Source organism: Tsuneonella rigui (assembly GCF_003958625.1).
Classification (GTDB): Bacteria; Pseudomonadota; Alphaproteobacteria; order Sphingomonadales; family Sphingomonadaceae; genus Tsuneonella; species Tsuneonella rigui.
On sequence record NZ_RSEL01000020.1, the window covers coordinates 163,526 to 177,639 of the forward strand.

Below are 14,114 nucleotides of genomic sequence, written 5' to 3' on the forward strand. Positions count from 1 at the left end.
CTCAGGCCGCGCGCACCCGTCAGCCTTCCAGTACGGGCGCCTTCAGCCGCCGCACGATCCACCGCCCGCCCAGCGCTGCTCCCAGCAGCGGGAGCGCGATCGCTAGCATGACGATCAGAGCGCCAATGATCGTGCCGAGCAGACCGCCGATCGACCCGAGCGCGCTGCTGATCGGCGCGAGGAAATCGCTCGCGGGGGCGGCGGCCGGGGCGTAGTCGATATCCATCCGGCTGAACGCGACGCGGCCCTTCGTCTCGGCGAGCCACGAGCGCGCCTGGTCGATCTCCTCGTTGACCGCCGCGACCTGGCGTTCGGCCTCGACCAGTTCCTTCACGCTGCCCTTGCGGGTGCGCAGGACTTCGGTCAGCCGGTCGCGCAGTTGCTCGCGCGAGCGGATGTGCGCTTCGGTGTCGACCACCTGCTTGGACACTTCCTGGCTGCCGATCGTCGCCGAAACCTGTTTGGCGCCGGCGTCGCTCGCCTCTTCGTCCATCAGCGCGCTGACCGCCCGGGCGTGACTGGAGGCGACCGCGAGGCTCAGCGTGCCGTGCACGTCTTCCCGCTCGGCATCGCCCGACAGGTCCATGCCGACGATCCGGCACGATTGCGGGCCCTGCTGCTCGCACACCGAGGCGTGGCGGCGCATAAGCTTGCCGATCTCGTCCGACGGCAATCGGAACGACAGGCCGAAATCGTAGGCAAGCTGCGGCATCGAGGCGGGGATTACGCTGCCATCAGCCGTGGATGCGTCCACCGCGGCCGCTTCGACGGCTTCTCCTGCCGACATCGCGGACGATTGCGCGTCGGCGGCCTGCTCATGGTGATCGTCGGCGCTGCAAGCCGACAAGGTCAGCGCCCCAATTGTGGCGAGAAACAGCGATTTCTTCATAGCTCTAATCCTCTCATGCCCCATTCCCGCCACAATGATGCCTTGTTTTGGCCATAATTCAAGCGGCATCGTTTTCCGCGACCGAGGAGCGTGGGGATAGCCTCGCGTTCCGGCGTTGAGCGGCGGCCCATGGCGCTGCTAGGGCGGCGCGCATGGCCGACATTATCGACGCCGAGAAAGACCCGTTCGACGCGATCGTCGACGCCCCGTTCGACAGCGCGCTGTCGGAGCGGTACCTCGTCTATGCGCTCTCCACGATCACCGCGCGCTCGCTGCCCGACTTGCGCGACGGGTTGAAGCCGGTGCACCGGCGCCTGCTGTGGGCGATGCGGCAGTTGCGGCTCGATCCCACCCAGGCGTTCAAGAAGTCTGCCCGCGTGGTCGGCGACGTGATCGGCAAGTACCACCCGCACGGCGACGCCTCGGTCTACGACGCGATGGTGCGCCTCGCGCAGGACTTTTCGCTCCGCTATCCGCTGGTCGAGGGGCAGGGCAACTTCGGCAACATCGACGGCGATAACGCCGCCGCCTACCGCTATACCGAGGCCCGCCTGACTCGCACCGCGCTGCTGCTGATGCAGGGGCTCGACGAAGGCACGGTCGACTTCGTCCCGACCTATAACGGCGAGGAGGAAGAGCCCGAAATCTTCCCCGGCCTGTTTCCCAATCTTCTCGCCAACGGCGCCAGCGGCATCGCGGTCGGCATGGCGACCAACATCCCCAGCCACAACGTGGCCGAGGTGCTCGACGCCGCGCTCGAGCTGATCGACAACCCCCACGCCGAGCACGCGCGGCTGATGGAGCTGTTCCACGGGCCGGACTTCGCCACCGGCGGGCTGGTGGTGGACAGCGCCGAAGTCGTGTCGGCCGCCTACGAGACCGGGCGCGGGTCGTTCCGCATGCGCGCGCGGTTCCATGCCGCCGAGGCCAAGGACCAAGCCGACCGCGAGGCGGGGATCGAACGGCTTGGGGGCGGGCAGTGGCAGCTCGTCGTCAGCGAAATCCCCTACCAGGTGCCCAAGGGCAAGCTGATCGAGCAGGTCGCGCAGCTCATCGCCGACCGCAAGCTGCCGATCCTGGAGGACGTGCGCGACGAGAGCGACGAGGCGATCCGCATCGTCTTCGTGCCCAAGAGCCGCAACGTCGACCCTGAGCTGCTGAAAGAGTCGCTCTACAAGCTGACCGACCTGGAAACGCGCTTCGGGCTCAATCTCAACGTCCTCGACGCGCAGCCCGGCACCGGGCGCACGCCGATGGTGATGGGGCTGAAGGAGGTCCTGCTCCACTGGATCGCCAGCCAGATCGACATCCTCCAGCGCCGCAGCCGCCACCGGCTGGACCAGATCGCCAAGCGGCTGGAGCTGGTCGAAGGCTACATCGTCGCCTTCCTCAACCTCGACCGGATCATCGAGATCATCCGCACCGAGGACGAGCCCAAGCCGGTGATGATGGCCGAGTTCCAGCTCACCGACCGGCAGGCCGAGGCGATCCTCAACATGCGGCTGCGCAGCTTGCGCAAGCTCGAGGAAATGGAGCTGCGTCGCGAGCGCGACGAGCTGCTCAAGGAACAGGACGACCTCACCAAGCTACTCGAAAGCCCGGCGCGCCAGCGCACGCGGCTGAAGCGCGATCTTGCGGGTGTGCGCAAGGAATACGCCGAGGATACTCCGCTCGGCCGACGGCGGACGACGATCGCGGAGGCTGCGCCGACGGTCGAATACGATCCCTCGGCGATGATCGAGAAGGAGCCGGTGACGGTGATCCTCTCGCAGCGCGGCTGGATCCGCGCGGCGCGCGGGCACCTGCCGCTGGAGCAGGACTGGAAGTTCAAGGAAGGCGACGGGCCGGCCTTCGCGCTCCACGCGCAGACCACTGACAAGCTGCTGCTCGCCGCCGATGACGGTCGGTTCTACACGCTCGGCGCCGACAAGCTGCCCGGCGCGCGTGGGTTCGGCGAGCCGCTGCGGACAATGATCGACATCGATCCAGAGGCGACCGTGGTCGCCGCGATGGTCCACCGGCCGAAGGGGCAGCTGCTGCTGGCGGCGACCAGCGGCAAGGGCTTCGCCGCGGAAACCGACGAGCTGCTCGCCGAGACCCGCAAGGGCCGCCAGGTGGTGAATCTCAAGCCCGGGCAGAAGCTCGCCGTGGTGCGCGAGATCGCCCCGGCGCACGATCACGTCGCGGTGGTCGGCGACAACCGCAAGCTGGTGGTGTTCAACCTCGAAGAGATGCCAGTCATGGCGCGCGGGCAGGGGGTCACCCTGCAGCGCTACCGCGACGGCGGACTGTCGGACGCGATCACCTTCACCCTCGCCGACGGTCTAAGCTGGGCGATGGGCGGCGAAACCGGCCGCACCCGCACCGAGGAAGAGGTTTGGCAGTGGAAGGTCGCCCGCGGCGCCGCCGGCCGCATGCCCCCGCGCGGGTTCCCCAAGGACAACCGGTTCTGACAAATTAAGAGCGGGCCGCCGGCATCTCTGCCGACGACCCGCTCAACGACCCGAAGGGCTCTGAGGGGGGTGAGCCTTCGGTTATTGGGAGCTGTTGCCCGCCCCGGCGGCCGCGGCCACCTGTTCTGCGGTGAACAGTGCAATCAATGCGCCGTTTGCATCGAGCGCGAAGTGCTCGCGCTTTAGGGCGACCGCGCCGGACGGGCTTTCGAGCACCACCGCATCGCCGTCGACCGAATTGATCGTGCCGAGCGGCGCGCCCTTGGGCGAGACCACCGCCGCACCCGCGACCAGCTTGGCATCGCGTGCGGTGTTCGCGGCGGCGACCTGCTGCGCCATCATCTCGTCGAGCTGGGCCTTGGTGACGGTGATGGTCGGGCCCTTGTCGCCCTTGCCGAAGGCGTTTTCGGGCAGCGGCGCCTTGTAGGTGCCGGTGTCGACCATCACCGTGCCAGCATCGACGCTGGCGACGGTGCCGACCGCGGTGCCGTCAGGGCCGTAGACCGTGGCCCCGGCGGCGACTTGGGCGAACGCGGCCGCGGGAATCGCGGCGGCGGCGAGGAACGTGGAGAATGCGGCAAGGCGGGCGAACTTCATCTTTGCTCCTTGGCTTTTCGTCGGCGTCTTTAGGACACCTATCGAAAGGTAGGCAAGATGGTTTAGGCCCGATTCCTGAAGCCGCGATGAAGCGGCTCAGCCGCGCGCGGCGAGTTCGGCATCGAGCAATTCGGTCACACGCGCGCGGGGCGGGAAGCCCTCCGCAACCCACTGTCGCTCGACGGCCTGGAGGATGCGCGCAACCTCCGGTCCGGCGGACACGCCGCGGCCGACGATCTCGCCGCCCTTGAGCGGCAGGTCGGGCGGTTCCCAGCCGATGAGCGGCGCAGGGTCGACACCGGACAGCAAAAGCCGGTCGACTGCACAGGCGACGCCGCTGCGGTACGCGAGCGCGCGCGGTTCCTGCGCATCGTCGGGCGAGCGCGCGGCGGCGCAGGCGAGCCGATCGCGCTGGCTGCGAGAGAGGCGCAGGCGCGCGGCGACTGTTTCGGCCAGGCTGGGCACGGCGGGGATCAGCGCGGCGAGGCGGCGGATGGGGTCGGGCTGCAGGCCCGCCGTGCGTTCGGCGTCGATTACCTGTTCAAGTGCTTCGACTTCGTGCTTTCCAGCTTCCGGCAGTACCACCGGGAGCACCCCGCGCTCCCGCATCCGGGCGACGGTGGCAGCGGGATCGGGGAGGGCGAGGAGGTTCTGCAGTTCCCAGCCGACCCGCTCGCGGCTCAGGCCCTTGAGGCCGCTGGCGAGCTCCGCGCAGGCATCTTCGGCCTCGGCGTCGAGCTCCGAACCGAACCGCGCCTGGAAGCGGTAATAGCGCAGGATGCGCAAGTAATCCTCGCGGATGCGCTGGCGGGCGTCGCCGATGAAGCGGACGTGGTGTGCCTCCAGGTCGGCGACCCCGCCGAAGTAATCAAACACCTCGAGCGTGGCCGGATCGGCGTAGAGCGCGTTGATGGTGAAGTCGCGCCGGGCGGCATCGTCCCGCCACTCGGTCGCGAACGCCACCGTCGCGCGGCGGCCGTCGGTCTCGACATCCTTGCGCAAGGTGGTGATCTCGACGTTGCCGCCGTCGAGGATCGCGGTGACGGTGCCGTGGTCGATCCCGGTCGGGATGGTGCGGATGCCCGCCTCCTCGAGCAGGGTAACGACCGCGCGCGGCTCGATCGGGGTGGCGGCGTCGATGTCGCGCACTTCCGCGCCCAGCAGCGTGTCACGCACTGCTCCGCCGACCCAGCGAACCTTGTCGGCGCCCAGCGCCGCGACCAGCCGCGCCAGCTCGGGGCGGCGGGTCCACTCGGCTTGCGGGAGCTCAGGCATCGAACACCTCGGCGAGTGCCATTCGCCGCGACAGGTTGCCGATGATCGCCGCGGTCACACCCCAGATGCGATGCCCTTGCCACATGATTTCGAAATAGGTCCGTGGGGCGCCCTCCCACTCGACCGTGCGCGGCACGCGGTTGGCGGGATCGAGCACGAATGCGAGCGGCGGTTCGAACCACTCGGCGACTTCCGCCGGGTTGGGGGTGAGGGGAAGATCGGGCGGTACGACCGCGAGCACGGGCGTGATGTCGTAGCCGGTGCGGGTGTGGAACGGATCGGACGCGCCGATGACCTGCACATCGCGCGGGTGGATGCCCAGCTCCTCGTGCGCCTCGCGCAAGGCGGCAGCGACCGCATCCTCGCCGGGGTCGAGCTTGCCGCCGGGGAACGCGGCCTGACCGGCGTGCGCGCGCATGGTTTCGGGGCGATGGGTGAGGATAACACCCGGTTCTGGCCGATCGGTCACTGCGATCAGCACCGCCGCGGGGCGCAGCTCTCCAGGAGGAGGCGCCATGGCGTCGGCGAGCAGTTCCACCTCTCGCGCGTGGCCGGCGGCGAACACCGATGCGAGCCGGTCGAACAGCGTCACGCAGGCACCAGCGAGAAGCGCTCGCCCTGGCTGGACACCGACCAGTCCTCGCCGTGCGCCAGCGCGATCTGGGCGAGTTGCTCGTAGGTCGAGCGGTTGAGCCGCGCCTCGCATCCGCGCCGGACGGCTAGATAGAGCGCGGGCGTGTGCGCAACGCCGCGCGCGGTCAGCGGATGGTCCGGTCCGGCGATCACGATCTCGTCGGTGTTGAGCCGGAATGCGAGCGCGCCGTCCTTTTCGGTGACATCGGTGGCGACGAAGGCCGCGTCCTCGACCGCCATCGACAGCTTCTGCACCGGCGTGACCAGCCAGTGCCCCTGATCATCGCGCAGCAATAGCGAGGCGAACGCGCGCACCATCGCGGGGCGGGTGATTACGCCGCCCTCGTGCAGCCAGGTGCCGTCAGCGCGGATTTCCATGTGGCTGTCGCCGACCTCACCCGGAGCCCACTTCTCGACCGGCGGCAGCTTGCGCGCGGCGACGGCCTCGGCCAGCTCGGCGAGCGACAGGGCGGCGATCTCGGGCGGCGGCTCGTAGGGCATCGTCGGCGTGGGCGATGCCAGATGCGGGTCAGTTCGCCAAGCTGGCGCTGCCGGCAGTCACCCACGGGCCGAGCATGCCCTCCGCCGGCAAGTTTCCCGTGCCGCCGCGTACCAGCAGCCGGGCCGGATCCCACGGCCCTGGGCACTGCCACCCGCGCGGCGCCTCCACGAAGCCGAAGCGCGCGTAGTAGGACGCGTCGCCGATCAGCACCTGGGTCAGCGGCGCAGCGGGATCGATCGCGCCGAGCGCGGCGGCCATCAGCGCCTTGCCGTACCCCTCGCCCTGGTGCGCGGGCAGCACCGCGACCGGCCCCACCATGATCAGCGGATGCGCGCGGCCTTGCGGATCGGTGAGCGCGATTGGCCAGAGCTGGATCGAGCCGACCAGGTATTGCTCATCATCGAGCGCCGCGAAGCTCAGTGCAGGCAGGAAATCGGCGCCCTCGCGAATGCGATAGGCGGTGCGCGTGCGCCGCTCAGGCTCGAACGCCGCGTCGAGCAGTTCGTCGACGAAGTGCGGCGGGACCGAGGCGAGGGGGACGAGCGAGGGCATGGAAGGCGCGCGCCGATAGGGTCACGCGTCCCCGCTGTCGAGCCGATTCAGCGCGGGCGCAGCTCCAGCAGCCGCCCGCCCTTGCCGTCCTCCAGCAGCCACAGCGCGCCGTCGGGCCCTTCGACGACCTCGCGGATGCGCTTGTCCATCGGGTAGCGGGCGACTTCGCGTGCGTTCTCGCCGTTGATGGCGACGCGGACCAGCACGGTCGGCTTCATGCCGCCGATCACCGCGTTGCCCTTCCATTCGGGCCACAGCTTGCCCGAGTAGAAGGTGAAGTCGCCCGGGGCGATCACTGGATTCCAGCTTATCGCCGGCGCGGCGAACTCGGGCCGGGTCGAATGGCGCGGGATCGGCCTGCCGTCATAGTTGTCGCCGTTGGAGACCACCGGCCAGCCATAGTTTGCGCCTGGCTTGACCAGATTAAGCTCGTCGCCGCCCTTGGGCCCGTGCTCGAGGTCCCACAGCCGCCCTTGCGCATCGAACTGCAGACCGAGCAGGTTGCGGTGGCCGAGCGACCAGATCTCGCGCCGCGCGACGCCCGGGAATGACGGGTTGCCGGCCGCCGGCGTTCCGTCGAGGTTGAGGTGCACGATCTTGCCCAGATTGACCGACAGGTCCTGCGCGGGAGTGAACTTCTGCCGGTCGCCGCTGGAAACGAACATCGTCTTGCTGTCGGGCGCAAAGGCGATGCGGTGGGAGAAGTGCCCGCGACCCGTCACTTTGGGGTCCTGGCGCCAGATCACGGTGAGGCCATCGATGCGGCACGCATCGGCTTCCTCGCATACCAGCTTGCCGCGGCCCACGACCGCCCCGCGCGTGTCGCCGTCGCCCGCCTCGACCCAGCTCAGGTAGATCGTCCGCGTGCCCAGCGTCGCGGAACGCTCGGTCGGGAGGAATGCCACTTCGCCGAGGCCGCCCTGGCCGCCGTAGTCGACTTTCGGCAGGCCGGTTACGGTCCCGCGGCGCCCGCTTGGGAGATCGACAAACTTCATCGTCCCCGGCCTCTCGGTGATGAACAGCACCGAAGTGCCGGGCGCGAAATCGGCCGCCCACGGCTCGTTGAACGCGCCGTGCTCGGTGATCGCGAACGGCACGCCGTCGGCGCTGGCCGGCGTGGACTTCGCCTGCGCGGCGCTATCCCCCGCCGCCCCCGATCCGCAGCTTGCGAGAACCAGCGCGGCAGTGGATATGAGGGCGGAACAGATCGCATTTCGGGTCATGCTGTCAGGAACACCTCATCCAGAGTTCGGCTCCACCCCGCTCATCGTCGGGGTGGACGAGGCCGGGCGCGGCCCGCTCGCAGGGCCGGTTGTCGCCGCCGCGGTCGCGCTATGCAAGCCGCGACCGGCAGGGCTCGACGATTCGAAGAAGCTGACCCGCGAGGAGCGTGAGCACCTCGAAGAGCGCATCCGCCGGCGCTGCGCGTTCGGGATCGGCGTGATCGAAGTCGAGACGATCGACGAGATCAACATCTTCCACGCCACGATGCTGGCGATGACGCTGGCTGTCACCCGGCTGTGCGAAGTGGTGGGCTGCGATCCGCTGCAGATCCTCGTCGACGGCAACCTTACGCCCGCCAAGCGCCAGCCCGCCTGGCGCTGGCCTGCGCGGGCGATCGTCGGCGGCGACGAGAGCGAGCCGTGCATCTCGGCCGCGTCGATTATCGCCAAGACGCACCGCGACCGAATCATGCGTGAGCACGCGCTCGCGCACCCGCACTACGGGTGGGACACCAACGTCGGTTATTCGACCCCGACCCACCTTAGGGCGCTGCGCGAGCACGGACCGTGCCCGCTTCATCGCAAGAGCTTCGCGCCGGTGCGAATTGCCGCCGGTTTGAGTCTTTCCGGCAACACCCCTCCAGATTTCGAGCTACAGGAAGTCGCCTAGACTCAACATCTTGTGGCGGACACCTTTCGTTCTGTCTTAACCATTTCAGCGAATTTTACGTCGCTCCCAACTCCCCGCTTGACGGCGAGTCCGCTTGGACTCACCCTGTGGATAACTTGAATCAGGGGGAAGTGACGGGATGGGGGTCATCGAGACCACGCGGGTGCGTGTGCGCGCCGCACAGGAGGCGGTCGAACTGCCGGTGGGACGCATCCTGGCGGGCGACTGCGTCGAGGCGATGAAGCGGCTGCCGACCGCGAGCGTCGACCTTGTCTTCGCCGATCCGCCCTACAACCTGCAACTGGGCGGCGATCTCAACCGGCCCGACGGCAGTCATGTCGATGCGGTAACCGATGCATGGGACCGGTTCGACAGCTTCAAGAGCTACGACGATTTCACCCGCGCGTGGCTGACCGAGGCCAAGCGCGTGCTCAAGCCCGACGGCGCGCTGTGGGTGATCGGCAGCTACCACAACATCTACCGCGTTGGCGCGATCCTGCAGGACCTTGGGTTCTGGCTGCTCAACGACATCGTCTGGCGCAAGACCAACCCGATGCCGAACTTCCGCGGCACCCGCTTCACCAACGCGCACGAGACGCTCTTGTGGGCGAGCACGGGAGAAAAGGCGCGCTATCACTTCAATTATCGCGCGATGAAAACTCTCAATGACGAGTTGCAGATGCGCAGCGACTGGGTGATCCCGATCTGCGGCGGGCAGGAACGGCTCAAGGAAGACGGCCACAAGGCGCACCCGACGCAGAAGCCCGAAGCGCTGCTCTACCGCGTGCTGCTGGCAACGACCGAGAAGGGCGACGTCGTGCTCGACCCGTTCTTCGGCACCGGCACCACCGGCGCGGTCGCCAAGCGGCTCGGCCGAGAATGGATCGGCTGCGAGCGCGAGCCGGCTTACCGCGAGGTCGCGACGAAACGGATCGAGAAGGAACTCCCGCTCGACGAAAGCGCGCTGGCGACCATGGCCAGCCCGCGCACCCAGCCCAAGGTCGCGTTCGGGTCGGTGGTCGAGGCGGGGCTGTTGCCGCCGGGGACGCAAGTGTTCGACAAGAAGCGGCGCTGGACTGCCACTGTGCGGGCCGACGGTTCGCTACTGTGCGGCACTTTGAGCGGGTCGATCCACGGCCTCGGCAAGGACCTGCAAGGCGCGCCGAGCTGCAACGGGTGGGCGTTCTGGCACTACCTCGAGGGCGATGCGGTCAAGCCGATCGACGCAGTCCGGCAGACGTACTTGCTGAGCGTCGAAGACTAGTTCTCACCAAGCTTAACTCGTCATTCCCGCGAAGGCGGGAATCCATTTCCGACGCTGCCATGCAAGCGACGTCCGAGCTGGATCCCCGCTTCCGCGGGGATGACGATGAAGGTAGGCATTGTTCATGACCGACCGCCTCTACCTCATGCCCATCGGCCTCGCGGCGAGCCCGCAGAGCGAGGAGGGGGATGCGATCCGCCTCGCCGGCGGGCTGGTCTATGCGCACCGTTTCGCCGCGATCGTGCGGCGCGACGGGTGCGTGGTCGAGCGGCATCGCTTCACGCCCGAGACCGCGGCGGAAACGTTCGCGCGGCTCCCCGACGAACTCGGGGACGACGCGGAGAACCAATGGTCTGCGCTGCGGACCGCGCACCCGCCGCTGCAGCTCGGCGAGCGCACCATCCGGCTCGACCAGCCGCAGATCGCCGGCATCCTCAACGTCACGCCCGACAGCTTCTCCGATGGCGGAAAGTTCCTCGACCGGCCGGAGGACGGCGCGGCGCACGCGGCGCGGATGCTCGAGGCGGGGGCGGCGCTGGTCGATATCGGCGGCGAGAGCACGCGGCCGGGCGCGCCCGCAGTGTGGGAAGGCGACGAGATCGCCCGCGTCAAACCGGCGGTCGAATACTGCCGCCAGATGGGCGCCGCGATCGCGGTCGACACCCGCCGCGCGGCCGTGATGGAGGCCGCGCTGGATGCCGGCGCGCACCTGGTCAACGACGTGTCGGCCTTGCGCCACGATCCCCGCTCGCTGGAAGTGGTCGCCGCGCGCGGCTGTCCGGTGGTGCTGATGCACGCTCCGGGGAAGGCAGAGGACCTCCACGCCGACGCCGATTACGACAGCGTGGTGTTCGATGTGTTCGACTGGCTTGCCGAACGCCGTGACGCGGCGATCGCGGCGGGCATTTCGCGCGACAAGATCGTGCTCGACCCGGGCATCGGCTTCGGCAAGTCGCTCGCCGAGAACCTCGCGCTGCTCAACGCGCTGCCGCTGTTCCATGCGCTCGGCCAGCCGCTGATGTTGGGCGCGAGCCGCAAGCGGATGATCGGGGCGCTCAGCAACGAGGCCGAAGCGCACCAGCGCCTCGGCGGCAGTCTCGCGCTGGCATTGAAGGGGATGGATGCCGGCGTGCAGCTGATCCGGGTGCACGATGTCGCCGAGACGGTGCAGGCCCGGAACGTCTGGCGCGGCCTGCGCGATGCGACGCTGACCGATTTCTCCGCGCTGCCGGACTAGGCGGCGCTCTCGATCCCCAGATCGCCGAGCTTGCGGTAAAGCGTCGATCGGCCGATCCCCAGCCGGCGGGCGACCTCGGTCATGCGGCCGCGGTAGTGGCCGATGGCGAGGCGGATCACGTCGGCCTCGATCTCATCGAGCGAACGCAGGTTGCCGTCCTCGGTGTAGAGCATGACGCCCACGCCGTCGTGCTTGGGGTCGCGCGGCTCAGCCGGCTGGCCGAGCATGTCTGACAGCTGCGGGAAGCTCTCGGCGGTGAGCGCGTCGCCGTCACAGAACACCACCGCACGGAACAGCACCGCCTGCAGCTGGCGGACGTTGCCCGGCCAGTCGAATGCGGCGAGCAGTGCCAGCGCGCTGTCGGTGATGGTCAGCGCCCGCAGGCCGGGCTGCTCGCCGATGCGGGCGAGGAAGTGGCGGGCGAGCGCGGCGATGTCGCCGCTCCGCTCGCGTAAGGGGGGCAGGGTGATGGTGACGGGCGCCAGCACCTCGTGCAGCGCGGGATGGAAATAGCCTGCGTCGCCGAGAGTGCTGACGGGCAGGTTGCTGGCGGAAAGCACGCGCACGTCGATGCGGAAGCCGTGCCGCGCGCCGACCGGGCGGACAACGCCGGTCTTGAGCACCTCGGCGAGCTTTTCCTGCACATCCATCGGCAGGCGGTCGACCTCGTCGAGCACCAGCGTGCCGCCATCGCAGTGCTGCAGCGTGCCGATCTGGCGCTCGAACGCGCCCGGGAACGCGCCCTGCTCATGGCCGAACAGGACCGACTCGATCGAATTGGCCGGCACCGCGCGGGCGTTGATCTGGCGGAAGGGTCCCTTGGCGCGGGGGGAGGCGGCGTGCATCGCGCGCACCAGCATTTCCTTGCCCGATCCGGTCTCGCCCTCGATCAGCACGTTGCCGTGGCCGCGTGCGGTCTTGGCCGCTTTGGCCAGCGCGGCGCGGAAGTTGGGCGCGTTGCCGATCATTGCATCGAAATCAAGCACCTGGCCGAGCTTCTCGGTCAGCGGCTGCAGTTCGTCGCGCGGCGGCTCACGCTTGGTGGCGCTGCGCAGCGCGAGCATCAGGCGGTCGGGCGCGACCGGCTTGATCAGGTAATCGGTCGCGCCGGCGCGCATGGCCTCGACCGCCAGCAATGGCGAGGCACTCGCGGTGAGCATGAGGATGGGAAGGCCCGGTCGGCGGCTCTTCAATTCCTCGATCAGCTGGCAGGCGTCGTCGCCCGGCACCCACTGGTCGAGGATGATCGCGCTGAGCTGCATGCCCTGGCGCGTGCCCAGCGTCGCGATGGCGGTTTCCGAATCGGCCACCACTAGCGTGCGCCAGCCCTCGCGCGCGGCGAGCGCCGTAATCAGCCGGCTCTGCGCCGGCTCATCATCGATCAGCATCAGGAGGCGGTCGTCGCCTTCGATCATTGTCCCACTCCGAAACAGAGCGACCTATTACGGGACAGGAGTAAAGGTCCGCTTAAGTCCGCCGCGCGGGGTTGAGCAGCAGGTGCGGGCGCGATAGGAGGCTCGCCAACCAGACACTGGATACAGGGTGAGAATTGCGATGGCTTCGGGCAACGACATGAAGGCGCATCAGGGCACGTACGGCAGCTTCATCGCGCTGCTGAAGTGGACCGTGCCGCTGCTGGCCGTGATCGGGCTGGTCGTCATCGTCCTCATTTCCAGCTGACCGCGCGTCCCTTGCGGATCGCCGTTCTCAAGGAGACCGCGCCGGGCGAGACCCGCGTCGCGCTGACGCCCGAAACCGCCAAGAAGTTCATCGCGCTCGGCGCCACCGTCGCGGTGGAGAGCGGCGCGGGCGTGAGCGCAAGCATTTCCGACGCCGCCTATGCCGAGGCGGGGGCCGAGGTCGGTTCCGCGGTGGAGACGGTCAAGGGCGCCGACATCGTGATGGGCGTGCAGGCGCCCGATCCGGTTGCGCTGGCCGGGGCGAACGCAGGGGCCTGGATCGCCGCGACCTTCGATCCGTTTGGCCGCCGCGATCGGGTCGATGCCTACGCGGCCGAAGGGTACGAGGCGCTGGCGATGGAGCTCATGCCGCGCATCACCCGGGCGCAGAGCATGGACGTGCTATCCAGCCAGTCGAACCTCGCCGGGTACAAGGCGGTGATTGCCGCCGCCGACGTCTATGGCCGCGCGTTCCCGATGATGATGACCGCGGCCGGCACCGTGCAGGCGGCCAAGGTGTTCGTGATGGGCGTAGGTGTCGCCGGCCTGCAGGCGATCGCCACCGCGCGGCGGCTGGGCGCGCAGGTCTCGGCGACCGACGTGCGCAGTGCGACCAAAGAGCAGATCCAGTCGCTCGGCGCCAAGCCGGTGTTCGTCGAGAACGTCGCGGGCATCGAGGGCGAGGGCAGCGGCGGCTACGCCACCGAGATGAGCCCCGAGTACCAAAAGGCGCAGGCCGAGCTGGTCAGCGGTCACATCGCCAAGCAGGACATCGTCATCACAACTGCGCTGATTCCGGGGCGCGCCGCGCCGCGGCTGATCTCAGATGCGCAGATCGCGACCATGAAGCCGGGCAGTGTGATCTTCGACCTCGCGGTCGCGCAGGGCGGTAACGTCGAGGGCTCAGTGGCGGACCAGACGGTCGAGAAGCACGGCGTCAAGATCATCGGCTACGCCAACACGCCCGCGACCCTCGCGGCAGACGCGAGCGCGCTCTACGCCCGCAACCTCTACAACTTCCTCTCCGCCTTCTGGGACAAGGACCAAGGCAAGCCCGTGCTCGACGAAGAGATCGGCGACGCGGTGCGGCTGACGCGCGGCGGGCAAGTGGTGAGCGAACGGCTCAAGGGGGGCTGAGCA

14 protein-coding genes are annotated in these 14,114 nt (G+C 68.7%); 6 read left to right on the forward strand and 8 right to left on the reverse strand.

Translation table 11 applies throughout. The features are described from left to right. Positions 1 to 19: 19 nt before the first annotated feature. Entirely contained in the window at positions 20 to 889 is an 870-nt protein-coding gene (locus ELY12_RS09175; protein WP_164549466.1) for a DUF4349 domain-containing protein, read from the reverse strand. Between the two features lie 152 nt (positions 890 to 1,041). Here ELY12_RS09175 and parC point away from each other — a divergent pair, with 152 nt between their 5' ends. Beyond that, entirely contained in the window at positions 1,042 to 3,342 is a 2,301-nt protein-coding gene (parC, locus tag ELY12_RS09180) for a DNA topoisomerase IV subunit A (RefSeq protein WP_126176391.1), read from the forward strand. Positions 3,343 to 3,423: 81 nt separating this feature from the next. On the opposite strand, the gene ELY12_RS09185 is transcribed toward parC, so the two are convergent. From ELY12_RS09185 to ELY12_RS09210, 6 genes are all read right to left on the reverse strand, one after another. Then, positions 3,424 to 3,939: a hypothetical protein gene (locus tag ELY12_RS09185; protein ID WP_126176392.1), complete on the reverse strand. Its 516-nt coding sequence runs from the start codon at positions 3,937 to 3,939 to the stop codon at positions 3,424 to 3,426. Positions 3,940 to 4,035: 96 nt separating this feature from the next. Next, positions 4,036 to 5,214, reverse strand: a complete 1,179-nt coding sequence (locus ELY12_RS09190) for a CCA tRNA nucleotidyltransferase (protein WP_126176393.1) — start codon at positions 5,212 to 5,214, stop codon at positions 4,036 to 4,038. Next, positions 5,207 to 5,806 carry a CoA pyrophosphatase gene (locus ELY12_RS09195; RefSeq protein ID WP_126176394.1) on the reverse strand — a complete coding sequence of 200 codons (600 nt, stop codon included), beginning with the start codon at positions 5,804 to 5,806 and terminating at the stop codon, positions 5,207 to 5,209. Before ELY12_RS09195 ends, ELY12_RS09190 begins: the two co-directional genes overlap by 8 nt. Then, positions 5,803 to 6,348: a DUF1285 domain-containing protein gene (locus tag ELY12_RS09200; protein ID WP_126176395.1), complete on the reverse strand. Its 546-nt coding sequence runs from the start codon at positions 6,346 to 6,348 to the stop codon at positions 5,803 to 5,805. The genes ELY12_RS09195 and ELY12_RS09200 overlap by 4 nt, the downstream gene beginning before the upstream one ends. Positions 6,349 to 6,376: 28 nt before the next feature. Further along, positions 6,377 to 6,901, reverse strand: coding sequence for a GNAT family N-acetyltransferase (locus ELY12_RS09205; RefSeq protein WP_126176396.1), 525 nt, complete (start codon positions 6,899 to 6,901; stop codon positions 6,377 to 6,379). A gap of 47 nt (positions 6,902 to 6,948) precedes the next feature. Then, positions 6,949 to 8,124, reverse strand: a complete 1,176-nt coding sequence (locus tag ELY12_RS09210; protein ID WP_126176397.1) for a PQQ-dependent sugar dehydrogenase — start codon at positions 8,122 to 8,124, stop codon at positions 6,949 to 6,951. Between ELY12_RS09210 and ELY12_RS09215 the strand changes: the two genes are divergently transcribed. From ELY12_RS09215 to folP, 3 genes are all read left to right on the forward strand, one after another. Further along, entirely contained in the window at positions 8,123 to 8,794 is a 672-nt protein-coding gene (locus ELY12_RS09215) for a ribonuclease HII (protein WP_126176398.1), read from the forward strand. The genes ELY12_RS09210 and ELY12_RS09215 overlap by 2 nt on opposite strands. 139 nt (positions 8,795 to 8,933) lie before the next feature. Further along, complete coding sequence (locus ELY12_RS09220; RefSeq protein ID WP_126176399.1) at positions 8,934 to 10,058, forward strand: site-specific DNA-methyltransferase; 1,125 nt, start codon at positions 8,934 to 8,936, stop codon at positions 10,056 to 10,058. A 124-nt stretch (positions 10,059 to 10,182) separates the two neighbouring features. Next, positions 10,183 to 11,295: a dihydropteroate synthase gene (folP, locus tag ELY12_RS09225; RefSeq protein WP_126176400.1), complete on the forward strand. Its 1,113-nt coding sequence runs from the start codon at positions 10,183 to 10,185 to the stop codon at positions 11,293 to 11,295. Here folP and ELY12_RS09230 read toward each other — a convergent pair. Then, the gene (locus ELY12_RS09230) at positions 11,292 to 12,710 is read right to left on the reverse strand and encodes a sigma-54-dependent transcriptional regulator (RefSeq protein ID WP_126176401.1); all 1,419 of its coding nucleotides are present in this window, start codon (positions 12,708 to 12,710) and stop codon (positions 11,292 to 11,294) included. The two genes, folP and ELY12_RS09230, sit on opposite strands and share 4 nt — an antisense overlap. Positions 12,711 to 12,849: 139 nt before the next feature. Here ELY12_RS09230 and ELY12_RS09235 point away from each other — a divergent pair, with 139 nt between their 5' ends. Then, positions 12,850 to 12,975, forward strand: coding sequence for an aa3-type cytochrome c oxidase subunit IV (locus ELY12_RS09235; RefSeq protein WP_241229800.1), 126 nt, complete (start codon positions 12,850 to 12,852; stop codon positions 12,973 to 12,975). Between the two features lie 11 nt (positions 12,976 to 12,986). Continuing rightward, the gene (locus ELY12_RS09240) at positions 12,987 to 14,111 is read left to right on the forward strand and encodes an NAD(P) transhydrogenase subunit alpha (protein ID WP_126176402.1); all 1,125 of its coding nucleotides are present in this window, start codon (positions 12,987 to 12,989) and stop codon (positions 14,109 to 14,111) included. Positions 14,112 to 14,114: the final 3 nt, after the last annotated feature.